This is a genomic window from Galbibacter sp., from assembly GCF_035306585.1.
In the GTDB taxonomy this organism is placed as follows: domain Bacteria; phylum Bacteroidota; class Bacteroidia; order Flavobacteriales; family Flavobacteriaceae; genus Galbibacter.
Genome location: NZ_DATGNU010000077.1, coordinates 87,357 through 112,001, shown reverse-complemented (window position 1 = coordinate 112,001; position 24,645 = coordinate 87,357). Strand labels below are relative to the sequence as shown.

24 protein-coding genes are annotated in these 24,645 nt (G+C 37.0%); 9 read left to right on the top strand and 15 right to left on the bottom strand.

Going from position 1 to position 24,645, the window contains the following annotated elements:
* Position 1 precedes the first annotated feature (1 nt).
* Positions 2 to 1,393: a dihydrolipoyl dehydrogenase gene (gene lpdA, locus VKY50_RS08105; protein WP_324300691.1), complete on the top strand. Its 1,392-nt coding sequence runs from the start codon at positions 2 to 4 to the stop codon at positions 1,391 to 1,393.
* Positions 1,394 to 1,482: 89 nt separating this feature from the next.
* On the opposite strand, the gene VKY50_RS08100 is transcribed toward lpdA, so the two are convergent.
* The 3 genes from VKY50_RS08100 to VKY50_RS08090 form a co-directional block, all read right to left on the bottom strand.
* Complete coding sequence (locus VKY50_RS08100; protein ID WP_324300690.1) at positions 1,483 to 2,187, bottom strand: Dph6-related ATP pyrophosphatase; 705 nt, start codon at positions 2,185 to 2,187, stop codon at positions 1,483 to 1,485.
* Between the two features lie 24 nt (positions 2,188 to 2,211).
* A complete protein-coding gene (gene aroQ / locus VKY50_RS08095; protein WP_324300687.1) occupies positions 2,212 to 2,625 on the bottom strand; it encodes a type II 3-dehydroquinate dehydratase in 414 nt (137 codons plus the stop codon).
* Positions 2,626 to 2,733: 108 nt separating this feature from the next.
* The gene (locus VKY50_RS08090) at positions 2,734 to 3,258 is read right to left on the bottom strand and encodes a hypothetical protein (RefSeq protein ID WP_324300685.1); all 525 of its coding nucleotides are present in this window, start codon (positions 3,256 to 3,258) and stop codon (positions 2,734 to 2,736) included.
* A 187-nt stretch (positions 3,259 to 3,445) separates the two neighbouring features.
* On the opposite strand from VKY50_RS08090, the gene xerD reads away from it, so the two are divergent.
* From xerD to VKY50_RS08060, 6 genes are all read left to right on the top strand, one after another.
* Entirely contained in the window at positions 3,446 to 4,348 is a 903-nt protein-coding gene (gene xerD / locus VKY50_RS08085; protein WP_324300683.1) for a site-specific tyrosine recombinase XerD, read from the top strand.
* A gap of 98 nt (positions 4,349 to 4,446) precedes the next feature.
* Positions 4,447 to 5,121 carry a YggS family pyridoxal phosphate-dependent enzyme gene (locus VKY50_RS08080; protein ID WP_324300681.1) on the top strand — a complete coding sequence of 225 codons (675 nt, stop codon included), beginning with the start codon at positions 4,447 to 4,449 and terminating at the stop codon, positions 5,119 to 5,121.
* A 42-nt stretch (positions 5,122 to 5,163) separates the two neighbouring features.
* Entirely contained in the window at positions 5,164 to 6,510 is a 1,347-nt protein-coding gene (locus VKY50_RS08075) for an exonuclease domain-containing protein (protein ID WP_324300679.1), read from the top strand.
* Between the two features lie 53 nt (positions 6,511 to 6,563).
* Positions 6,564 to 7,403 carry an ion transporter gene (locus VKY50_RS08070; protein ID WP_324300677.1) on the top strand — a complete coding sequence of 280 codons (840 nt, stop codon included), beginning with the start codon at positions 6,564 to 6,566 and terminating at the stop codon, positions 7,401 to 7,403.
* Complete coding sequence (gene miaA, locus VKY50_RS08065) at positions 7,393 to 8,310, top strand: tRNA (adenosine(37)-N6)-dimethylallyltransferase MiaA (RefSeq protein WP_324300675.1); 918 nt, start codon at positions 7,393 to 7,395, stop codon at positions 8,308 to 8,310. Before VKY50_RS08070 ends, miaA begins: the two co-directional genes overlap by 11 nt.
* Positions 8,303 to 8,809, top strand: a complete 507-nt coding sequence (locus tag VKY50_RS08060) for a gluconokinase (RefSeq protein WP_324300673.1) — start codon at positions 8,303 to 8,305, stop codon at positions 8,807 to 8,809. Before miaA ends, VKY50_RS08060 begins: the two co-directional genes overlap by 8 nt.
* A 303-nt stretch (positions 8,810 to 9,112) precedes the next feature.
* Here VKY50_RS08060 and VKY50_RS08055 read toward each other — a convergent pair whose 3' ends face one another.
* Complete coding sequence (locus VKY50_RS08055; RefSeq protein WP_324300671.1) at positions 9,113 to 10,015, bottom strand: hypothetical protein; 903 nt, start codon at positions 10,013 to 10,015, stop codon at positions 9,113 to 9,115.
* A gap of 132 nt (positions 10,016 to 10,147) precedes the next feature.
* Here VKY50_RS08055 and VKY50_RS08050 point away from each other — a divergent pair, with 132 nt between their 5' ends.
* Positions 10,148 to 11,161, top strand: a complete 1,014-nt coding sequence (locus tag VKY50_RS08050) for a formimidoylglutamase (protein WP_324300669.1) — start codon at positions 10,148 to 10,150, stop codon at positions 11,159 to 11,161.
* A 73-nt stretch (positions 11,162 to 11,234) separates the two neighbouring features.
* Here the strand turns inward: VKY50_RS08050 and ettA are convergent, their stop codons facing one another.
* Both ettA and VKY50_RS08040 read right to left on the bottom strand, forming a co-directional pair.
* Entirely contained in the window at positions 11,235 to 12,929 is a 1,695-nt protein-coding gene (gene ettA / locus VKY50_RS08045) for an energy-dependent translational throttle protein EttA (protein WP_324300667.1), read from the bottom strand.
* A 76-nt stretch (positions 12,930 to 13,005) separates the two neighbouring features.
* Entirely contained in the window at positions 13,006 to 13,182 is a 177-nt protein-coding gene (locus VKY50_RS08040) for a CAL67264 family membrane protein (RefSeq protein WP_324300665.1), read from the bottom strand.
* A 198-nt stretch (positions 13,183 to 13,380) separates the two neighbouring features.
* Here VKY50_RS08040 and VKY50_RS08035 point away from each other — a divergent pair, with 198 nt between their 5' ends.
* Positions 13,381 to 15,009, top strand: a complete 1,629-nt coding sequence (locus VKY50_RS08035) for an acyl-CoA carboxylase subunit beta (RefSeq protein ID WP_324300663.1) — start codon at positions 13,381 to 13,383, stop codon at positions 15,007 to 15,009.
* Between the two features lie 57 nt (positions 15,010 to 15,066).
* Here the strand turns inward: VKY50_RS08035 and VKY50_RS08030 are convergent, their stop codons facing one another.
* The 9 genes from VKY50_RS08030 to VKY50_RS07990 form a co-directional block, all read right to left on the bottom strand.
* Complete coding sequence (locus tag VKY50_RS08030; RefSeq protein WP_324300661.1) at positions 15,067 to 16,158, bottom strand: AMP-binding protein; 1,092 nt, start codon at positions 16,156 to 16,158, stop codon at positions 15,067 to 15,069.
* Between the two features lie 93 nt (positions 16,159 to 16,251).
* Positions 16,252 to 17,166: a CPBP family intramembrane glutamic endopeptidase gene (locus VKY50_RS08025; protein ID WP_324300659.1), complete on the bottom strand. Its 915-nt coding sequence runs from the start codon at positions 17,164 to 17,166 to the stop codon at positions 16,252 to 16,254.
* Between the two features lie 3 nt (positions 17,167 to 17,169).
* Positions 17,170 to 18,216 (bottom strand): o-succinylbenzoate synthase, encoded by a 1,047-nt coding sequence (locus VKY50_RS08020; RefSeq protein ID WP_324300657.1) that lies wholly within the window; start codon positions 18,214 to 18,216, stop codon positions 17,170 to 17,172.
* Positions 18,217 to 18,894: a metal-dependent hydrolase gene (locus VKY50_RS08015; protein WP_324300655.1), complete on the bottom strand. Its 678-nt coding sequence runs from the start codon at positions 18,892 to 18,894 to the stop codon at positions 18,217 to 18,219.
* A gap of 94 nt (positions 18,895 to 18,988) precedes the next feature.
* Positions 18,989 to 20,938, bottom strand: coding sequence for a tetratricopeptide repeat-containing sensor histidine kinase (locus VKY50_RS08010; protein ID WP_324300653.1), 1,950 nt, complete (start codon positions 20,936 to 20,938; stop codon positions 18,989 to 18,991).
* Between the two features lie 492 nt (positions 20,939 to 21,430).
* On the bottom strand, positions 21,431 to 22,189 hold the full coding sequence (locus VKY50_RS08005) for a LytR/AlgR family response regulator transcription factor (RefSeq protein ID WP_324300650.1): 759 nt from the start codon (positions 22,187 to 22,189) through the stop codon (positions 21,431 to 21,433).
* A 28-nt stretch (positions 22,190 to 22,217) separates the two neighbouring features.
* Complete coding sequence (menA, locus tag VKY50_RS08000) at positions 22,218 to 23,126, bottom strand: 1,4-dihydroxy-2-naphthoate octaprenyltransferase (protein WP_324300648.1); 909 nt, start codon at positions 23,124 to 23,126, stop codon at positions 22,218 to 22,220.
* Between the two features lie 7 nt (positions 23,127 to 23,133).
* Positions 23,134 to 23,742, bottom strand: a complete 609-nt coding sequence (locus tag VKY50_RS07995; RefSeq protein ID WP_324300646.1) for an SPOR domain-containing protein — start codon at positions 23,740 to 23,742, stop codon at positions 23,134 to 23,136.
* Positions 23,743 to 23,773: 31 nt separating this feature from the next.
* Positions 23,774 to 24,616, bottom strand: coding sequence for a 1,4-dihydroxy-2-naphthoyl-CoA synthase (locus VKY50_RS07990; protein ID WP_324300644.1), 843 nt, complete (start codon positions 24,614 to 24,616; stop codon positions 23,774 to 23,776).
* Positions 24,617 to 24,645: the final 29 nt, after the last annotated feature.

The window sequence follows — 24,645 nt, the reverse complement described above, 5'->3', positions numbered from 1 at the left end:
AATGAATAAATATGACGTAATTGTTTTAGGAAGTGGACCTGGTGGATATGTAACTGCCATACGCGCTTCTCAACTAGGCTTTAAAACCGCAGTTGTCGAAAAAGAAAATCTTGGAGGCGTATGTTTGAATTGGGGATGTATTCCAACAAAGGCATTACTGAAATCAGCGCAAGTTTTCGAGTATCTTAAACATGCTGACGATTACGGATTTAAAGTTGATAAAGTAGAATCGGATTTTAGCGCGGTGGTAAAGCGAAGCCGAGGTGTTGCAGATGGAATGAGTAAGGGCGTTCAGTTCTTAATGAAAAAAAATAAAATTGATGTTATTAAAGGGTATGGAACCCTTGAGAAAGGGAAGAAAATATCGGTAAAAGACGACCAAGATAAGGTAACTCAATACACCGCCGATCACATAATTATTGCGACTGGCGCTCGATCTAGAGAGCTGCCAAGTCTACCTCAAGATGGTAAGAAAGTTATTGGCTACCGAGAGGCTCTAACTTTAAAAGAGCAACCTAAAAAAATGCTTATTGTAGGTAGTGGAGCAATCGGAATCGAATTTGCTTACTTTTACAATTCGATGGGTACGGAAGTCACAGTTGTTGAATACCTACCCAACATTGTTCCAGTAGAGGATGAAGAGGTTTCCAAACAACTTGAGCGTAGCTTTAAAAAGATGGGAGTTAAAATTAAAACTTCCGCTGAAGTTACCAAAGTAGATACAAGTGGCAAAGGCGTTAAGGCGACTGTAAAAACAAGTAAAGGAGAGGAAGTTCTCGAGGCAGACATCGTTCTCTCTGCAGTTGGAATTAAAACGAATATCGAAAACATCGGATTAGAGGATGTAGGTATTGCTACAGATCGTGATAAGATTTTGGTCAATGATTTTTATCAAACCAACATCCCAGGATATTATGCTATTGGTGATGTAACACCCGGACAGGCTTTGGCTCACGTAGCTTCTGCAGAAGGAATTCTTTGTGTAGAAAAGATTGCAGGTCATCATGTAGAAGCACTTGATTACGGCAATATCCCAGGTTGTACCTACTGTTCACCTGAAATTGCCTCCGTTGGGCTTACAGAAAAACAAGCTAAAGAAAAAGGATACGAGATCAAAGTAGGAAAGTTCCCGTTCTCAGCTAGTGGTAAAGCAAAAGCAAGTGGGCATTCTGATGGCTTTGTGAAAGTAATCTTTGATGCGAAGTACGGTGAATGGCTAGGTTGTCACATGATTGGAGCTGGAGTTACTGATATGATTGCAGAGGCTGTAGTGGCTAGAAAATTAGAAACCACCGCTCACGAAGTACTTAAAGCAGTACACCCACACCCCACCATGAGTGAAGCGGTGATGGAAGCTGTTGCTGCTGCCTATGGAGAGGTGATCCATATTTAAGCTTAGGCGTTTTAACAAATATACTTTAAAGGTATTATACCGGGGCGGAATTTTCGAATTTCGCCTTTTTTTGTTCACCCAAGCGCATGTTATGGATAAATATCACAATACCAAAAACTAGAATCCCAGTCCATCTTCTCTGCTTCTTCAGATTTACCAAAGGTTACCAGCCTTTTTTCTCCAATTTGAAAATCTACAGGTTTATTAAAAATGGGGCCATCATAGACAAAGGTATGGAATTCTCCATTTTCTCCACAAGGATCAACTTCCTTGGGTAGCATTTTTAAGAATTCTTTGTCGATGACTCTCCCAACCATAGTTTGATCTAAAACTTCGGAATTTACACAAACACTAATAGCTTTGAAACCCACATCCAAGAACTCAGTCATAAGTGAATAGCTATCCTTATTCCAGAGCGGAAAAACTGCTTTAAAGCCAATAGTGGCCAGTTTTGCTTCTTTATATTGTTTTAAATCCTCTAAAAAAATATCACCAAAGGCACTGTGCGTATATCCTTGATCTTTTAAAGCAAGTAACTTATTATGAAGGGCCATTTCATAATCGGGCAACGAAATACCCTTCTGGAGATCTAAAATTGATACTGGAAGACCAATACATTGTACTTGTTTTAAGAGCAGTTCTTTTCGGGTGCCATGCATGGATACCCGGCTATCCTCTTGGTTAAGGGTTGTTAGAAGTTTTTCAACTTTGTAGGTTGGGTCTTGCTGAAGCCTATACAAAGCCATAGCACTATCCTTACCAGTACTCCAGTTTAAAAATGTTTTATGGCTCATAGCGCTTGGGATCTAAGAAGAATTCTAAAGGAAACTTAACAAGGCTAATTCATAACTCTGCATTCCAAACCCAAGAATAACCCCTTTTGCATTGGCTGAAATATACGACTGATGCCGTATCTCTTCTCTTGAAAAGGTGTTGGAGATATGAACTTCCACCACAGGAGTATTAATGCCTTTTACAGCATCACCAATGGCTACGGAGGTATGTGTATACGCCCCGGCATTTAGTATAATCCCATCCCCATGAAAACCATCCTGATGTAGTCGATCAACTATTTCGCCTTCAACATTTGATTGAAAATATTCAAAGGATACCGATGGGTATTTTACTTTTAAACTTTGCAGGTAATCTTCAAATGTTTCAGATCCATAGATCTCGGGTTCACGTTTACCTAGTAAATTTAAATTGGGACCGTTGATGATTGTGATTTTCAATAGCTTATATTTTAATTTGACCTTTGGTGTAAATTTAAACATTATCCACTAAAAAAGAGGCCGAAGCCTCTTTTATTCTATAATTGTAAAATTCTGTGATTTTATCATTTAAAAATGAAGCGCGAAACCTACATTTAAACCTAAACCACCGAAATTATCAGCATCATCATTGATATCGATATCATACCTTACTCCTGGTTCCAAAGAGATGTTATCAGCTACAAACCAAGCATATCCTCCTTGTAACCCAACGAATAATGGGCTGAAGTTATCTCCACTACTTCCATTAAAATCTATTTGAACTGGAAATTGAGATTCGATATAATACTTTGCACCTGCTTTATAGGAGAAACGTCCATCAGCATTGTCGCTATCTCCATATCCAAGACCAACTTTAAGTGCAAGATCATCCATAATGAAGTAACCACCCTCAAAGCCGATATTCCAAATGGTATTATTGTCACTAGTATTAAGGCTAAAACCAGTGTGGGCTGTATGTCCTCTTCCGAAATTGGTATTGGCCTCTACAAGCCAACTTCCCTCTGATAAAGCAGGGTTAGCGGTTGTTGATTGTGCATTTGAAGTAAGCCATGCGCCCAAGATAAATGTTGCTGTTACTAATAATTTTTTCATGATTGTTGAGTTTTAAATGAACCATCAAATCTAAAGATTATTCTTACTTGTTCCAATAAAAATTTTGGGAATTCTTTAACCCTCATTTAACTTTATTTGAGTGCGATAGGATTTATACACCGTTTTCTATAATTCAATTACCGCAAGTGTTAATGGTAGAATTAAATATAATATTTAGTTTTACCGTATGGATTGGAAACAAACTATATCGGACTATAAATATTATCTTAGAATAGAGAGAGGGTTGTCTGAAAATTCGGTTGAAAGTTATGGTTTGGATATTTGGAAGTTGGTCAATTATCTCAAACAGCATCAATTTCAACATACCCCTGTTGATATTGAACCAAATACGCTTCATGATTTTATCTACCAGGTAACTAAATCGCTTAGCGCACGATCACAAGCAAGATTAATTTCCGGTTTGAAGAGTTTTTTTAGTTACTTAATATTTGAAGACTACAGAAAGGATGATCCTACGGCACTTATCGAAACACCTAAGTTAGGAAGAAAACTACCTAATGTACTGTCAATTGATGAAATAGATCTTCTTATTTCAAGCATTGATTTAAGCACTCCTGAAGGGGAGCGAAACCGCTGTATGCTAGAAACCTTATACAGTTGTGGACTCAGAGCGACAGAACTAATCAGTCTGAAAATTTCAGAATTGTATTTTGAAGAAGGTTTTATTCGAGTGCAAGGAAAAGGTAACAAACAACGCTTTGTTCCTATTGCTCCTACCGCTATAAAGTATATAACCATTTATAAAAATAAAATTAGATCACATATTTCCATCAAAAAGGGACATGAGGATTTTCTATTTTTAAACCGAAGAGGGGCGCAATTAACCCGAGCAATGCTCTTTACCATTATCAAGAACGCCGCTAAGAAGGCCGAACTCAAAAAAAACATCAGTCCACACACCTTTAGACATTCCTTTGCCACTCACCTACTTCAAAATGGAGCTGATTTAAGGGCCATTCAACAAATGCTAGGGCATCAAAGCATTACTACTACCGAAATTTATATGCATTTAAATCAGAAGGATTTAGCCGATGTCATTTCAAAGCATCACCCAAGGAATGATTATTAAGGGTTCTCATGGGCGCTAGTTTCACAAGTTCTTTATGTATTTGAAGGTGAATCTAGAAAGAAATACTTACTTTTAGCCTAGATAAGTTTTGCAGGAATATGAATATAAAACAACGATTGCTTAATATTAAAGAATCCCTCCCGGAGCATGTGAATCTAGTTGCTGTATCAAAAACTAAAAGTAAAGAAGAGATCATGCAAGCCTATCTAGCTGGCCAGCGGGTCTTTGGCGAGAATAAGGTTCAAGAAATGGTGGATAAATGGGAACAATTGCCAAAGGATATACAGTGGCATATGATTGGTCATTTGCAACGAAATAAGGTCAAGTATATGGCTCCCTTTGTCAGCCTAATTCACGGGGTTGACAGTCTTAAATTACTTAAAGAAATTAATAAACAAGCCTTAAAGGTTGATCGGGTTATCTCCTGTCTACTACAGGTTCGCATAGCAGAAGAGGAAACGAAGTTTGGGTTGAAAACCGAAGAGTTAGAGGATCTTATTGCTAGTGATACCTTTAAAAAACTCCAGGCAGTTAAGGTTGTTGGTTTAATGGGAATGGCCACCTTTACCCAAGATACTAAGCAGATAGCACAAGAATTTAGCCACTTAAATACTATTTTTGAATCCCTAAAAAGCACCTATCCCAAAACGGAAAACTTTGAATTAACTGTACGATCCATGGGAATGAGTGGCGATTATAAGATCGCCATCCAATGTGGTAGTACTATGGTGCGCATTGGCAGTCACATTTTCGGATCAAGGAATTACAACTAAAAACCAGCTTTTAAAAATTTCACCTAAAACGTATGTAAAACAATGTATGCCGTACTCGATATAGAAACCACAGGAGGGAAATACGATGAAGAAGGAATTACAGAGATTGCAATTTATAGGTTTGACGGCCATAAAGTGGATGATCAGTTTATTAGCCTAATTAATCCAGAAAAAGAAATTCAGCCATTTGTTGTCAAACTCACGGGTATCAATAACCAAATGCTTCGATCAGCACCAAAGTTCTATGAGGTAGCCAAGCGAATTATAGAAATCACCGAAGATTGTACTTTGGTGGCACATAATGCACAGTTTGATTATAGGATCTTGCAAACCGAATTTAGAAGACTCGGTTATGATTACCAGCGTAAATCTCTTTGTACGGTAGAGTTATCTAAAGAGCTACTACCTGAACAACCCTCATATAGTTTAGGAAAACTAGTTCGTGCCCTTGGTATTCCAGTGAGTGACAGGCACCGTGCCAATGGTGATGCGATAGCCACTGTTAAATTATTTAAACTCCTCTTATCAAAGGATGTTCATAAAAAAATAGTCCAAAACAACATACGTCAAGAACAAGTAGGACAGCTCAACCCTAGGCTTATTGAAATTGTAGAGCGTCTTCCAAGTGAAACAGGGGTGTTTTATATGTATAATATAGATGGAGAATTGATTTATCTATCAAAAAGCAGCAATATTCGTAAAAAGGTTAATAAGATATTTATCAACAGTGCACCTAAGAATCGAAAGATTCAAAAGGAAGTTAGAAAAGTTAGTTTTGACTTAACTGGAAATGTTTTAATTGCACAGCTAAAAGAAATTCAGGAATCCCATGGTAATAAACCGAGGTATAATTCAAAGAGAAAACAAAAATTTACCCATGCTTTGTATCTAGAGAAGGAAGATAATTCACCCTTACGACTTATTGTGGATAAGTTTGACCTGGATCAAACAAGCATCCTCAATTTTGTAAATTACAATCAGGCTATAAAGGTGCAGCAGGAAATATTGACTGAATTCGAGTTGCATTATAACGACAATGCTGCTGGACAAATTGGGCAACAAAGTCTGCAGAATCAAGATGAGCTTAAAGCTTACAATAAACGAGTTCGAAAGGCTATTCACCAATATAGCTTGTCAAAGGGTAGTTTTGCTATAGTTGATAAAGGACGATCAATCAACGAACAAAGTGTTATCCTATTTATAAAAGACAAGTTGAAAGGTTATGGGTTTTTTGAACTGAACCATCAGCTTAATAACCTAGAGATCTTACAGTCCATTATTACGCCTATAGAAGATTCGAAAATAGTTCGTTATTATATTGAGCAGTATTTGAGGAAGAAACCAAATCTTAAAATAGTTCAACTTGAAACCCAAAAGATAACCCATTAAGTTTTCTGCTCTTTTTACCTAAAAACACGGCCTAGAACTGCAACTAGCAAAATATGAGAGAAAATAAGGACTACTTTATAAATTGGAAAGCGAAGCTTCATGAAATTATATATGAAGCCGATACCCCTGAAGGAAAATGGTTTGATATTGCTCTGATAGGATTAATACTTATCAGTATTATTTTAGTGGTGTTGGAGAGTGTAGAATCTTTTGATCATCAATTTCATCAGATCTTATATGTCGCCGAATGGATAATTACCATTCTGTTCAGCATTGAATACATCGCAAGGTTCTTAAGTATCAACAAACCATTGAAGTATGTTTTTAGTTTTTATGGGATCGTGGACCTACTCTCCACAATCCCACTCTATTTATCTTTTATATTTCCGGGATCTCAGGTTTTAATAGTGATCAGAGCAATTCGTTTACTAAGACTATTTAGGATACTGAAGATGGTTAAGTTTATCGGGGAGGCAAGAAAACTAAAAGAAGCACTTTGGAACAGTAGGACAAAAATTACAGTATTCATCTTTACTATTGTAGTTTTATCTGTAATTATTGGTACTGTAATGTATTTAATTGAAGGAAAAGAAGCTGGTTTCATCAGTATACCAAAGGGGATTTATTGGACCATTATTACAATGACTACAGTTGGTTATGGCGATATCGTACCTTTAACAGCGCTGGGGCAAACCATTGCTGCAATTGTTATGGTGATGGGTTACGGAATAATTGCAGTACCAACAGGAATAGTTTCTGCTGAATTTTACAAACAAAACAAATTTTATAAAATTCACACCAATACGCAAGCGTGTCCAAATTGCAATGCGCAGAACCATAATGACCATGCTAAGTTTTGTTACAATTGCGGAAATTATTTAAATGAAGCATAAAACTCTCATAACAATAGTCGGTCCTACGGCCATCGGAAAGACAGCTCTAGCAATTGCTGTCGCAAAATATTTTAACACTGAGATTCTTTCCTCGGATTCAAGACAGTTTTACAAAGAAATGTATATAGGAACAGCCGTTCCAGACCCTATTGAATTACAAACTGTAAAGCACCATTTTATTCAGCATATCAGTATTCAGGATCCCTATTCGGTAGGTGATTTTGAAAAGCAGGCCATAGTACGTTTAAAAGAGCTCTTTGCCTCTCACCAGGTAGTTGTGATGGCAGGAGGCAGTGGTCTCTACAATAAAGCGGTTATTGAAGGATTAGATCATTTTCCAAAGGTAGATCCGGGGATTCGAATGGAATTAAACCTAAGGCTTCAAGAGAACGGTATTGAGGCGTTACAAAGTCAGCTTCAATCACTTGATCCTATCTCCTATGCTTCCATAGATCTTCAGAACCCCCATCGACTTATAAGAGCTTTAGAGGTTTGTCTTGGTACTAACAGAACATTTTCATCCTATTTAAACCAAGGTAAACCCCAACGCTTGTTCAACACCATTCAAATAGGTCTTACTGCAGATCGCGCCGTGATGTACGAAAGAATCAATAAACGTGTCGATCTAATGATGGATCATGGTCTGTTAGATGAAGTGCGATCCCTTTATAAGTATCGACAATTAAATGCCCTTCAAACTGTTGGTTATAAAGAATTATTCGAATATATCGATGGAAATGTATCCTATGAGTTTGCGGTATCCGAAATTAAAAAAAACACCAGAAGATTTGCCAAACGCCAAATCACTTGGCTTAAGAAGGAGCAAAATATTCATTGGTTTGACTATCAAACGCCCTATGGACAAATCATTAATAAGTTAACCGAGATTTTAAAAAACTATGAATAACCAAAAAACAGCCGTTGTTATTATTATCATGGGAGTTTCTGGCTCAGGAAAATCAACTATTGGAAAGTTACTCTCAAAAGAATTATCAATCGAATTTTATGATGGGGATGATTTCCATCCAAAGGAAAATAAAGAAAAGATGAAAGCTGGACATCCTCTAAATGATCATGATAGAGCGGGATGGTTGGCAGCAATCCACGATTTCGCACTGCAGCACTTAAGCAAACAACAGTCCTGCATTATTGCCTGTTCCGCTTTGAAAAAATCGTATCGTGATCTACTTCGAAAAGACATTGAAGATCAATTACAAATGGTTTATTTAGAAGGAGATTTCCAAACCATTCAAACAAGGCTTACCCAGCGAAAGGCTCACTTTATGCCTGCTTCTTTACTCAAATCACAATTTGACACCCTTGAACCCCCGCAAAATGCCATAAAAGTGAATTTGAGACTTAGTCCGGACGATATAGTTAAAGACATTGTTAAGCAATTAGGCTAATTTATTTCTTTTTTCTTAAGGGATAATAATTTTGAAAACTGATGGAGTATATGCCATTTTAGCCAACTTATAATCCGTACGGGATGTTCCTGTGGAATTAATTCTTCAATTGAAGGAGGAAAAAGCCAGTTTTGTTGTTGGTTGTAGTCTTTAAATTCAATATCCATAGTGCTGATAATCAATTCTTAAAGATATGGAAAGGATGAGGTTTTTACAACCACTTTTCCCGAAAATTGCAAAAAAAACCGCCTCAGTATTGAGACGGCTTCTTTAATCAATAAGGTTGATTGGTTAGTTAGTACCTTATCTAAGTTGGAACTCAGTTGAGCCCAATTCTTTTAAATTCTGGTCATAAACCACAACGCCATAAGTTCCCTCAGGAAACTCTGCACCATTTTTGTCTATAAAATCACAAACATCCAGCGCGGTGTTTTCATAATAAAAGCTAGAGGCTTTACTATAAGTAACACTAATTGATTCGTTCACCTCATCGCCTTCCTTTGCAGCAACTGCACGCTCTCCGATGATATTTCCAGTTGGATCAGTTACCTGAATATAAAATTGCTTTGCACCTGGCTTTGTAATTTTATTCGATCCTACAGTATAGCAAATCTTGAGTTTATCCGCTCTTCTGTTGTTACTAACGGAAACAATTTTTCCATTATTACGTTCTCTTACCGCCTCTGCAGAGAATTTAGATAATCCCAATGAAGCTCCAGTTTCAACCACCTTAGCCAATTGAGTGTTCTGCATAATTAATGAATCTGTAAACATTGACTGCTCAGCTAGCGCAGCCTGTGTGCTATCTCTTTGCATAGCCAGCAAAGTATTCGAAGCTCTTAAAGAATCGTTTTGGGCAAGTAGGTATTCCCTTTCCTTTGTCAGTTGATTTACTTGTCTTCTGTAGCGAGATAAAGCACTGATATCAGCTTTCATTTTTTGAACAGAATCAATATAAACCGCAATTTTGTTTCTGGCTTCAATAAGCTCAGCATTTGTAGATTCATTTTCGGAGATTGCACGGTCGTAGTCTGACTTTAAATTGTTCAGATCTTCAATAACCAAGTTCTTCTCCTGATTTAATTTCTGGGTAGTGTCCTTTTTACTTTTGTACAAACTACCTGTGTAAATAAGGGTCCCGATTAAAGCAACAGCCAATAGACCGGCAATGACCTTTAAACCATTATTACTTTTTGTTTCCGCCATAAGCTCATTATTTTTTTACAATTTGGTTCAGCAATTTAATCAAACTTTTTTAAATTGCTTTACGAATGTATATACGAATCAAAAATGAATTTAGATTATTTACATTTGCCGAACCAACAATTATTTTAAAATATGCATTCAAGATTAGTAATCTATGACCTTCAAAAAATCACCTCTTATATCCAGGTAAGAAAAGGTGAAGGCAAGTTTGGTGAACATATAAAACTCTTATCCAAAGATGATCCACTTGAGGTTGCTTTATTAGAATCCAATGCAAAATATGTACTTTTCGGAATTCCAGAAGATATAGGGGTCATTGGGAATTTTGGCAAACCAGGAACTCGTGGTGCTTGGCAATCTTGTTTACCTTTCCTATTAAACATACAGAACAATAAATTTGTAAAAGGTAAAGAGGTGTTGCTACTAGGTCATATGGATTTTGAAGAAGAATTACGGGAAATTGACAAAACCCCCTTAGGAGAAAGGGTTGAGAAGGCTCGGGAACTCACCGCCTACATCGACACCGAGGTTACTGATCTAATCCGACTAATTGTGCAATGTGGAAAAATCCCAATTGCCATCGGTGGTGGGCATAACAATGCCTATGGAATGATTAAGGGGACCGCTTTAGCACAAAATGCTGCTGTTAATTGCCTAAATATTGATGCGCATAGTGATTTTAGAAAACGTGAAGGGCGTCATAGTGGGAATGCGTTTAGGTATGCTTTTAAAGAAGGGTTCCTACACCATTATTATATAATGGGTATGCAGGAGAATTACAGCCCCAAAAAGGTCCATAAAAGTCTTAAGGCTGAGAGAAGGATTCGCTTTAGCACTTTTGAAGAACTTTTCGTTCGTAAAGAAAAAGAATTTAATTTTGAGTTAAAAGAAGCTATCGAATTTGTAAAGAATACTAAATTTGGAATTGAAGTGGATATGGATAGTATTGTACATGCTCCTAGTAGCGCTCAAAGTAATTCTGGTTTTCATTTAAATCACCTTCGAGAGATGGTCTACAAAGCTGGTAGCCATAAAAATGTGGCTTACTTACATATTTGTGAAGGATCACCATTGCATGACGATCAAGATAGGTTTCAAATAGGAAAAGCAATCAGTTTTTTAATTTCAGACTTTATTAGAAAATGAATTGCCCTAAGGAATAAACAAAAACGAGAAGCACCATTAAAGTTTTCTCGTTTTTGTTTTAAGATTATTATTTCTAATCACGAATTAATTTTTTGTATTTGATACGTTTTGGTGTTACATCAGCCCCGAGACGCTTGCGTTTATTCTCTTCGTAATCCGAGAAGCCTCCTTCAAAGAAATACACTTCTGAATTTCCCTCAAATGCAAGAATATGGGTACAGATTCTATCCAAAAACCAGCGGTCGTGAGAAATAACAACAGCGCATCCTGCGAAGTTTTCCAAACCTTCTTCTAATGCTCTTAATGTGTTAACATCTAGATCGTTGGTCGGTTCGTCTAGTAAAAGTACGTTCCCCTCTTCTTTAAGGGTCATCGCTAAGTGCAGTCTATTGCGCTCTCCTCCTGATAAGGCCGCTACCTTTTTGTTTTGTTCACTACCGGCAAAATTAAAACGACTCAAGTAAGCGCGTGCATTCACCTGCTTACCTCCCATCATAACGAGCTCTTGACCATCCGAGAAATTCTCATAAATAGATTTTGAGGGATCGATATTCGAGTGGGATTGGTCCACATAGGCAATTTTTGCGGTTTCACCGACGACAAAACTCCCTTTATCTGGAGTCTCCTCACCCATGATCATTTTAAAGATAGTCGTTTTACCAGCACCATTAGGCCCTATGATACCGACTATTCCAGCTTGAGGAAGACTGAAATTTAAATCATCATAAAGTAATTTATCTCCAAAGGCTTTTGAAACTCCTTTAGCCTCTATCACATTAGTACCCAAACGTGGTCCATTAGGAATATAAATTTCTAATTTCTCATCTAATTTATTTTGATCCTCATTTAAGAGTTTATCATAATTGTTAAGACGCGCTTTTTGTTTGGCTTGTCTTCCCTTTGGAGCCATTCGTACCCATTCCAATTCTCGCTCGAGTGTTTTTTGTCTTTTTGAAGCTTGCTTCTGTTCCTGAGCTAATCGTTTAGACTTCTGTTCTAACCACGATGAGTAGTTTCCTTTCCAAGGAATACCTTCTCCTCTATCCAATTCTAAAATCCAACCAGCAACATTATCCAAGAAATATCTATCGTGGGTTACAGCAATGACCGTTCCTTTGTACTGTTGTAAGTGCTGTTCCAACCATAAAACAGATTCAGCATCCAGGTGGTTGGTAGGTTCATCGAGCAAAAGAATATCTGGTTCTTGAAGTAACAGCCTACATAAAGCGACACGTCTTCGTTCCCCACCAGAGAGTACATTAATTGGTGTGTCTGGCTCCGGTGTTCTTAAAGCATCCATAGCGATTTCTAGTTTAGTATCTAGCTCCCATGCATTACTAGCATCGATCTTATCTTGCAGTTCTGCCTGACGATCCATGAGTTTTTGCATCTTATCAGCATCCTCATAAACCTCTGGAAGACCAAACATATCGTTTATTTTATTGTACTCATCAAGAATACCTACCGTTTCAGAAACTCCTTCTTTTACGATATCGATCACCGTTTTTGTATCATCTAATTTTGGCTCCTGAGCCAAATAGCCCACCGTATATCCCGAGGAAAACACCACATCACCCTGATAGTTCTTTTCCTCTCCCGCGATAATTCGAAGTAGTGTTGATTTCCCTGAACCATTTAAACCAAGGATTCCAATCTTTGCGCCGTAAAAGAAACTTAAATAGATATCTTTTAAAACCTGCTTATTGGTACTTTGGTATGTTTTTGATACTCCAGACATGGAGAATATCACTTTCTTATCATCAGCCATTATTTTGCTTTATTTTTTCTATGTTATTATTTTAATCTGCTATTCTAGCAATTTGGTATTTCGAAGATTTGGACAGCTACACCCTTCCTTTTAAAGCATTAAACACCCATGCGATGGCGAAAAATCCTACTCCAACAGAGGCAAATCCATATCCTGCAACATCATCATAGCGAAATGCGCCCAATGCGATAAGTCCACATCCAACGATGACCATTATCCAAGTAGCCCAAGCTAAAACTGTATTTTTATTCATGCTTCGTCCTGTTTTATTTCTCATATAAACCTGATTGCGTATTTTCCAATTGACAAATATCGTACAATTTAAGCAATTATTAAACAATTCGATTTGGCTTGATTTTGTATTTTAGCATAAAATACAAGGGGTTTGAATACCTCAAAAATATTAGAACCTGTAATTTACAAAGTCTCACGCTATTAGAATCACAATTTAATGGATTTAAAATTCAATCAAAACGAGGATCACAATAAATTATCACTTACTGCCTTAAAACGAAAATTAGCCAAGGTCTCTTTGGGAGGTGGAGAAAGTCGAATTGAAAAGTTACACGCACAGGGCAAATTAACAGCTAGGGAGCGTATCGATTATCTTTTAGATAAAAATGCGCCAACAATTGAAATTGGCGCCTTGGCTGGAGATCAGATGTATCAAGAGCATGGTGGTTGCCCCTCTGGTGGTGTAGTAGTGAAGATTGGCTATATTGGCGGAAAACAGTGTATCGTGGTAGCCAACGATGCTACAGTAAAGGCTGGAGCGTGGTTTCCGATCACTGGAAAGAAAAACCTTCGTGCGCAAGAAATATCCATTGAAAATAGATTGCCTATTATATATCTTGTAGATAGTGCCGGGGTTTATCTTCCAATGCAGGATGAAATTTTCCCAGACAAGGAACACTTTGGCCGGATCTTTAGAAACAACGCTCAGATGAGTAGCATGGGGATTACCCAAATTGCAGTGGTAATGGGTAGTTGTGTCGCAGGGGGTGCTTACCTCCCTATTATGAGTGATGAGGCCATTATCGTAGAAAACACCGGTAGTATATTTTTGGCAGGTAGTTATTTAGTGAAAGCTGCCATTGGGGAACAAATAGATAACGAAACACTAGGAGGAGCTACGACGCACTCAGAAATCAGTGGGGTGACTGATTATAAGGCTAAAGACGATCAGCACGCTTTGGATATCGTTAAAAATATCATGGATAAAATTGGAGAAGATCCAAAGGCTGGATTCAGTCGCAAAAAATCCATCAAGCCTCTACTGGAACCACAAGATATCTATGGGCTACTACCTAAGAGTCGTACCCAACCCTACGATATGCATCAGATAATCGAGCGATTAATTGATGCCAACTCTTTGGAAGAGTATAAAGCTGGTTATGGTAAAACCATTATTTGCGCCTATGCACGAATAGATGGATGGGCAGTTGGCATTGTGGCCAATCAGCGAAAAATGGTCAAAACCAAAAATGGAGAACTACAGTTTGGCGGGGTGATTTACTCGGATTCGGCTGATAAAGCCACTCGATTTATCGCCAATTGTAATCAAAAGAAAATTCCACTTGTTTTTCTACAGGATGTTACGGGGTTTATGGTTGGCAGTAAATCCGAACATGGTGGAATCATTAAGGATGGCGCCAAAATGGTGAACGCTGTAGCGAATACTGTGGTTCCAAAATTCACCATTGTGATAGGCAATTCGTATGGTGCGGGAAATTATGCGATGTGTGGGAAGGCTTATGATCCTAGATTAATCGTAGCATGGCCTAGTGCAGAATTAGCGGTAATGGGAGGAGCACAAGCTGCTAAGGTTTTGTTACAAATAGAAACGACATCATTAAAGAAAAAAGGGGAAGAAATTACAGAGCAGCAGCAGCAGACTATGTTTGAGAAAATCAAATCTCGATATGACGATCAAACATCTCCCTATTACGCGGCCGCAAGATTATGGACCGATGCCATTATCGATCCACTAGATACGCGTAAATGGATAAGCATGGGGATTGAAGCAGCAAACCATGCTCCTATCACCAAACCATTTAATATGGGCGTACTTCAAACCTAAGAAAGGGAAATAAAACTCAATCACCACTGGAGAACGTAGGTTTAAATGATTTTAATATCAAATGTTTACTACTTTTTTAACCGTAGCTTCTCTTTTTATTTTACCATTTTCAGTTTCCAAAAACTGATCGATAAAGTATACTTCTTTTGGGTTCTCAAATTTATCGAGAGCACTTAGATTCTTAATACGTTCCATTAATTGAAGGTCCTGCTTTCCCTCGACGATTGCTATTAGTTTTTGGCCAAGGGATAAGTCCTCTATCCCATAGACAAAAAAACGAGTGGCAATAACTTCGGCTAGCTTTTTTTCAATTTGTTCAGGAATTAATTTGACTCCACCCGAATTTATAACATGGTCAATACGTCCTTTCCATTGAAACTCATCTGCACTAACAAGTTCTACCAAATCATTGGTCACAATAACTGTCTCTGCGATATTGGGTGCATCAATTACAAGACATCCTCTATCGTCAGTACCAATAGTAATATTGGGTAATACTTTAAAGCTAGCAGTGCTTATATTTTCTGATTTAGAAAAATTATTAATCTTTTTGGCAGCAATATGGGTGACGGTTTCTGTCATCCCATAGGTTTCGTAAATTTTTGAAGATTTGTTCTGAAGACGCTTGACCAAAGTACTCGAAATAGGAGCTCCTCCAACAATCATTTTTTTTATCTGATCGATTTTAGGAAGTGAATTTTCTACCTGCAATGGAATCATAGCAGAGAAATCATAGGATTTATTCAAACCTTTTAAAGGTGACGAACTGGGCGCTACTAAATCAATCTCTAGTCCAAGTATCATTGCACGCACTAGCATCATTTTCCCCGCAATAAAGTCCGCAGGTAGACAGTGTAGTGCACTATCACCTACATTAATTCCAAAGAAATCTCCCGAAGCTATAGCAGAATTAACCATGGCTTGCTTTTGAATACGGATAGATTTTGCTTCACCCGTTGATCCAGAGGTTCGAACGTACATAAATGACTTCTCATTTAACCAATCCATTAAAAAATCTCCAATGGATCGTTCGAAAGGTTCTCCTTCTTTTATATAACTATAAGCAACTTCCATTAAATCCTCTCGATCGTAGTAAGTACCATTTAACTTAAATCTTAAATGGACTTTATCATAGCTGGGTGTATTCATCTTCCTTTTTTTGTATTAAACTACAAGGCAATAAATGTTTTTTCAAAGTTATCACTGAAATTTCAAAATTAAAAGCGGATTGTACTTTAGTTTTTAGGCTTCTAGTTCTAAATTTGATTTATCAATCGCCCCTGTTAGTCTGTACTTCCAACGATTCCACTTATATTTTTTAGAGAAAATAAAAACGAGTATTGGAAATATAATAAAAACAGGTACAAATACATCGTAGCCTAATTTTGGAGTAGATACATCCTTTAAGACAGATTCCGTCTGAAAAGCTGTCCAGGTAGCGGTAACTAGCAATACGGTTACCAAATTGTTTGCCGCATGGAACCCTAAGGCTAGCTCCATTCCCTCATCCATTAAGGTTATAACACCCAGAAAAAATCCTGTTCCGATATAATAGATCATAATGCCATATCCTAGTTTTTCAACCTCAGGATTAGCAATGTGCATTAAACCAAAAATTACAGAAGTAAACACCAATGGCACCCAACGATTCTTAGCTAATATACCGATACCTTGCATCAAGTATCCTCGGAAGAGATACTCCTCAAAACTCGTTTGTAAGGGTACCAGTAGTATGGCGATAATCACCAAGGATAGAAATGGTACTAAGTCAAAATTCCAGATATAATCTTCCGGGTTTAGAGAGTAATCTAAAACCACAAAAAAAGCGGTAACTGAGCCCCAAAGTATAAAAGAAAATAAGATGCGTTTCCAATCAATTTTCTTTCGAGAGGTTGTTAAGGAGGTAATACTTTGCTGATGAATTAGTTTTACCCAAACCAATAAAATGAACAAGGCAATTGCTAAAGGGAGTAACATAGTTATTAAAACCAGGTTTGATCCGATTTTATCAACCATGATTTGCATGATCTCTTCAGTGCTTTGAGGGGTGTTTAGCACCGTGATATAATTTATGATAATTAATCCGATAAAACCCGTAGGGATCACCAGATATTTCCAAAGGCTTAGTTGTCCGCGATATCCTTGCTCGATGTACATAAGTTATTTGAATTTTAGGTATTTAGTATCCCATTTACCCCTGTTGTTGTAATATAGTTTTTCTCCTATGACCTCTAACGGGGAATCAATATTATTTGTATATAAACCTCCAGTCCCAAGCCCCTGTGGCATGGGATTGTTTAAAGTATATGTCCATTGAGCAATTGCGTTTAGTCCGACATTACTCTCTAAGGCCGAGGTAACCCACCAATTAATGGAGTACTTTTGGCAAAGATCAATCCATTGTTTTGTCCCTTTAAAACCTCCTATTAAACTTGGTTTAAAAATAAGATATTGTGGTTGAATCTGCTGAAGTAACTTTTCCTTTTCTGCTAGTTCAAATATACCTATGAGCTCCTCATCTAAAGCAATTGGTATAGGTGTTTTGCTACAAAGTTCAGCCATTTTATCCCATTGGCCTTGTCTTATAGGCTGTTCTATGGAATGTATATCTAAAGTAGCCAGTTGCTCTAGTTTTGGCAAGGCATCCGATATGCTAAAGGCTCCATTAGCATCCACTCGAAGCTCGATATCACTAGCGCTAAATTCTTTGCGAATTGCAGTTAAAAGCTTTAATTCAGTGGCAAAATCAATGGCTCCGATTTTCATTTTTATACAACCAAAACCCTGTTTAATTTTCTGTTGAATCTGACGCGACATAAATTCCTCACTTCCCATCCAAATAAGTCCATTGATGGCAATACCAGTATTTGCTTGTGTAAATTCGGAAGGAAACAATTCAAAGCGATTCTCATTTGAAAGGGAAATAAAGGCTTGTTCAAGTCCACTTTGAATAGAAGGGTATGCTATAAGACGCTCCCAGAGCGTTTCAAATCCTAAATCAATATGATCACAGGTCCATTGTAGTTTGGATTCATAATCAGGTTGATCATCTATGCTCAGTCCTGGTAATAAGCCACATTCACCTATCCCAACCTTATCTTTGTCTTGAATGATGATAAACCAGGTTTCTTTTTGTCTTAATACCCCTCTAGAGGTTCCACTGGGCTTGTTAAATTTTAATATGTGTTTGCTGTAATATGCCTCCATTTATATTTCGATGCTTTCACCAATGCTGAGTAGCATCAAATCCTTTTGAGCCTCATAAAATTTCTTTTTAGCTTCCTCGTGATCAATCTCAATATAACCAAAGGTATCGTAATGATATCCCAGGATCTTATCACATGATACAAAGTCAGAAGCAACAATGGCATCCTCGATTCCCATGGTGAAATTATCTCCAATTGGCAGCACGGCCAAATCCAAGTTGGTTCGAAGTGGAATAAGTTTCATATCCATGGTCAGCGCCGTATCGCCCGCTATATAAATATTTTTACGTTCCCCTTCAAGTACAAATCCTCCAGGTTGCCCTCCATAGGTTCCATCAGCAAATGACGAGGAGTGTATGGCATTGACATATCTAAGTACCCCAAACTCAAAATCCCAACTCCCGCCGTGATTCATAGGATGGGTATCGAAACCTTTACCACTATAATAATCTGCAATTTCTGCATTGGAAATAATCACTGCACCTGTTCTTTTAGCGATTGACTCCACATCCAAGGTATGGTCCCCATGTGCGTGCGTTATTAGAATATAGTCTGCTTTGATTGATTCTACATCAATATGAGAAGCTTTTTCGTTACCTGATATAAATGGATCTATTAATAGGTTGATTTCCTCTATCTGAATTCCAAGGCAAGCGTGTCCGTAGAATGTAATTTTCATAATTGTTGATTTTGCTTAAGATAATACTGCACTTCGAATCAAGGTTCAAAGGTTAAATTTAAACAATTAAACTAAAAAGTACTAAAATGATTTCTTATTTGAAAACAAACCAAAAGTGAACACCATTAACATCTGTATCCACATTTAGAATAGAACGCAATTGGTTAGCTAATCTCCTAATAAGATTAAGTCCCATAGATCCCGAAGAATCGACATCAAATCCTGGGGGTAAACCGATCCCATCATCCTTATAATCAAATAATAAATGCCCATTTTCTTCCTTTAGTTGTATGAAGATATTTCCAGTTTTCTCGCCTTCAAAAGCATACTTAAACGAATTGGATATGAGTTCATTTAAAATAAGCCCGATTGGGATAGCTCTATCTACATCTAAGGCAGCGCTATGCGCATCAATATGTATATTTATTCGAAAGCCACCCTTTTTGTAGACCGACTGAATACTAGCCGATAAGGATTCAATATACTCTTGCATCTTGATAACAGAAAGATCTTCATTTTGATAGAGTTTTTGATGGATTAATGCCATTGCTTTTACCCTACTCTTTCCTTCCTCTAGCGCATTAATGGCTGATTTGCTTCGCGTATTTTTAGTTTGTATACTAAGCAAACTCGAGACCACCTGTAGATTGTTTTTAACCCGGTGGTGTATCTCCTTTAATAATGAATCCTTTTCGATCAGTGAATTTTCGATAATTTGTTTTTGATTCTCTATCAAGCGCTTATTTTTCAAACTTTTTAAATAAGCTACCACTAAACCAATTACACAGATAAAACATAGAATAAGCGCTGATACGCTAAGGTAAATGGCTTTTTCTCTCTCTAGAATCTCAGTTTTATTTTTCTCTAAATTCAAACGTTGACGCTCTATGGTCTCTTTTTGATTATTTAAGTCAAACTGGACCAGCAAACTCAATAGTTGTTTTTTTCTACTACTATAGTCTAAAGAATCTTTCAATTTTACATAACGATTGAAAAAGATGGATGCAGAATCCAGTGCACTATCTCTAAGGTAAAGGTTTGCCCTTAATCGGTTGTAATTTACGGTGGTTGATTTAACCAACTTTTGGGTGGTAACAATGCTATCGAGATAGGATTTGGCCATGTCAAGATTGTTGATCTCCATATAACATTCCGCCAAATTACCCCATAAATTAACGGTGGATTTTGAATACCTTCCCTTATCATAAACTCGACTTGAGGAAACCCCGGCCTCTAGGTAAGGAATAGCTTCATCAAATTTATTTTGGAACATTTTACACTTTCCTAAGTTACTTTCAATTTGTCCTTTTAGGTATATCGCTTCATTAAAATCTTCTGAACTGATCAAGCTTTCATTATTAAGATAGTCCATAATACTCTGGTGGGCAATCTCAATATCCTTTAGCGCAGTATAAATAGATCCGTCCTTCAATAAGTAGGTTCCAAGATTATTGTAATATTCAGCCTTGTAAAATTTATCTTCTCCATTTCCTAGTTTGGATTTATTGGCAATGGTATATTCCATCATTGCTTGCCGATAAAGTCCTAATTCAGCATAAATGTCATAAAGTACAACTTTCTCCCCTAACCCTTTGAGTTGTCGACGAATCTCCAACTGCTTATCGTGTAACTGAAGTTCTTTGTATATTTTATCTAGGGTATAAAGCAAATAGACCTTTATAGGACGATCCAGCTTTTTGAGTTTGTGCAAAAGCTCCTCTCCAATAAGAGCTCCTTTATCATAATTACCTACATCGTAATACAGCTCAGAGAGCATTAATTTATATTTAAAAACAGCTACGGAATCATTTCTTTTCTCTGCAGTTATAAGGGGCTCATTAATAGAATCCAACCAACTATAAGCTGAACTAACCGAATAGCGTCTTTTGGTTTCAAAAAAGTAATTTACCCGTTGGTCAGCATCCTTCATTTCCATGAATACCTCTAAAGGGTCTTCAATAGGATCATAATTTTGAGCAACAACATTTAAAGATGTTCCGAAAATAAAAAGGAAATAAACAGATATTTTAATGAGCTTTCCCAATAGTCTTTATGCAAATTACTTACTTAAATGTTTCTTTAAAAAAGCCTAAATGTTACATTTAGGCTTTAATCACTATATAATAATTCATCGTTCAAGGGTTATTATTATATAAATAACATCTTAACAGCGGTTAAACTTACTTCAATAAATTTAATTAATTAAATTTTTGTTGTATAAGAATACTTTTGTGTGGTATAAAATAAGTCATGCCTCCTTCCGAAATTAAAAAACAAACATCCATTTAAAAGTCAAAAGAGCTTTGGAATCTCCAAAACTCTTTTGTTACCTATTATTAAATTAGGTTGTTAATTTGTCAGCTAGTGTGGGGGATATTGATAAAAGGTATTTGTTAGGGGAAAATTAATTATCATAAACACTAACTACTTTTCAAATATAGGAGTATTATAATATAGTATAAAACATATGTTGACAACCACTTAAATACTGTTGTTAATTCTTAAAAAACTGTGGTTTTAACGTGTTTTAGCCGAACTATGAGTTCATATTTGAAAGTATAAATTCCCTAAATTCCTTGGAGATCGGGATGTTTTTACCATTGATCATTATATCCTTTGTATTGATAGCCTCTATGTGATCGATATTTACAATATAGGATTTGTGAGCACGGTAAAATTGTTCTGAAGGAAGTTTTTCCAAATAATCCTTTAAGGCGGATCGCACCAGAAAGTTTTTATCAGCCGTGTAAACCTCTAAATAAACATTATCCGCTTTCACATACTGAATATCGTCGAAGGGGATCCGGTAGTAATGTTGATTCTTCTTAACAAAAATTGAATTTCTTAGTACGGAACTTGACAAATGCTTAGTTTCCTCTTCACCATCATTGTCCGTCTGCACTGCCCTACTGGATTCTTCATTAAAATTGGAAAGTGCGATTTCAATAGAGGTAAATAGGTCTTGTTGTTCAAAAGGTTTTACTAGATATCCACTCGGGTGAACACTTTTTGCGTTTTCCACAGTAGCTTTGTCTGAATTAGAAGTCACAAAAATAAACGGGATGTTGTAATTATCCCTTATGTGTTTTCCAAAGTCTATTCCAGTTTTGTCTGTTGCTAGAACGATGTCCACCAACGCAAGATCAACTTGGTTTTCTTTAAGCGCTTTTGTAGCGCTCTCAAAGTCAACGACATTAGCAACGATTTCATAACCGATATCTTCGAGCATAGATTGCATATCGTCGGCTATGATCACATTATCCTCAAGGATAAGAATCTTAATAAGTTGGTTCAAAATAAATGCTGTTAATTACGATTTAAAACTACAAAAAATTATTATAACTTAACAGAAAAAGTACTGCAAATAAAAACGTTGATAAGGATAATTTTTTCAATTCGGGATCTAAAAGTTGTTCTTGTCTAATAGAACGAACCCTTTTTAAATGCAAAATAATTGGTATAAAGGAAATTATAAAAATGGTATTAGTCCACTGCTGATAGTTCAAAAGTAAAAATAGCATTGCTGCGATGAGTGCTACCGTTAGAATTAAGCTATGGTATCTTTTCGCTTTGGTGATCCCGAGTTTTACCACCATAGTATTTTTGTTAGACTTGGCGTCGCTTTGGAAATCCCTCATATTATTTAGATTCAAGACTCCTACACTTAGCAATCCAACCGATATCGCAGGTAGAATAACGTCCCATTCTAATTTCTTAGTATACAAAAAATAAGAACCAATCACACTGACCAGTCCAAAGAAAATAAATACAAAAAGATCTCCATAACCATGATATCCGTAGGCAGAATTACCTACGGTGTATTTAATAGCAGCAGCCACAGCAAATAGGCCAAGAACGAAAAACAATAAAGAGAATAATATTTGCTCACTACCAAAAGAGATGTAGATCAAGGTAATAGCCACTATCAGAGTAAATATTGTTGTAACAATCATAGCCGAAAGCATCTCTTTGGCAGAGATAATACCACTTTGTAATGCACGAATAGGTCCCACGCGATCCGCATTATCGGTTCCCTTCACCCCATCGCCATAATCATTGGCAAAATTGGATAAGATTTGAAGACCGATAGTGGTAATAAGGGATAATATTAAAATATAAGGATTAAAAAAACCTTCAGCGAAAGCGATAGCGGAACCTACTATGATACCAGATACCGATAAGGGCAGCGTTCTAGGACGTGCAGCCTCTATGAGCGTTTTAAGTTTTGTCATTCAATTTTTAAAAGGCTTCTTCAATTTTAATGCGTTTACCATTTTTATAAGAAGCCACAAAGACATCTTTAAAACCCAGGGCTACCATTTCTTTTCGAAACAAGTTAGCATCTTCCAAATTGGTGAAATTACCAAGAGCGTATTTGTTAAAATTCTTATCTTTATAATGGTTGATATTTTTTAAGTCACTAGAGTACAAAGAAATTTCTTTATGCTCAAAAGCTGCCACTTGGACCGCATATGTAAGTGTAGTGTCCGTTAAGGTAACCTCAGGGTTGGGTGATATTTGTGATGAATGATCCGATTGTTGCTTTAAAAGTGCAATGGTGTTCTTATACTGATCCAATTCGCTTTTCTCAATAAGCATTTTGTTTTGAGATTCTAATACCCGTTCATTAATATAAAATGATGGTTTTATAAAATATAATGCTACACCAAGTACTAAGACAACCAGCAAGCAAATTGAAACGAATCTTAAAATATTGCGTGACCGATACAGTTTATCCTTTTCTACACGTTGTTTTTTTAATTCCTTCAATAGTCGCTGCTCTTGTATTTCTTTTGTCTCAATAGTTTTATGTAAGCTAACTAAATGATTTTCGTCAATATAAGGCATGATCGAACAGATTTAATTCTACTAGATACTTTTAAGGAATCCATTTGATCCCTTTAAAATCGGGCTTTCTTTTTTCTAAAAATGCATTTCTCCCTTCTTTGGCCTCTTCTGTCATATAAGCAAGGCGCGTCGCCTCCCCTGCAAATACTTGTTGCCCAACCATTCCATCATCGGTTAGATTCATTGCAAATTTCAACATTTTTATGGAGGTTGGAGATTTCTCCAATATTTCCTGAGCCCATTGATAGGCGGTATCTTCAAGCTCCTGATGGGGAACCACCGCATTGACCATACCCATTTCAAAAGCTTCCTGAGCACTGTAGTTTCTTCCAAGGAAGAATATTTCTCGAGCTTTTTTCTGGCCGACCATTTTGGCCAAGTAGGCAGAGCCGTAACCGCCGTCAAAGCTAGTAACGTCAGCGTCAGTCTGCTTGAATATGGCATGTTCCTTACTGGCGAGGGTCAAATCACACACCACATGCAAACTATGTCCTCCTCCAACAGCCCAACCAGGAACTACGGCAATAACCACCTTAGGCATAAACCGAATGAGACGTTGGACTTCTAGAATATTTAAACGATGGTAACCATCTTCCCCAACATAACCTTGATCACCACGAGCCTTCTGATCCCCACCACTACAGAATGAATACACACCATCCTTTGTCGATGGCCCTTCTCCAGAAAGAAGCACCACTCCAATGGTGACATCTTCTTGTGCATCGTAGAATGCTTGATACAGTTCACTTGTAGTTTTAGGCCTGAAAGCATTCCTTACATTTGGTCTGTTAAACGCAATACGGGCTACCCCATTGCATTTCATATAAGTTATATCTTCAAACTCCCTTACGGTTTCCCAGCGAGGCTTATTCATTGGTTTTTTATTTTTACCAAAAATATGAA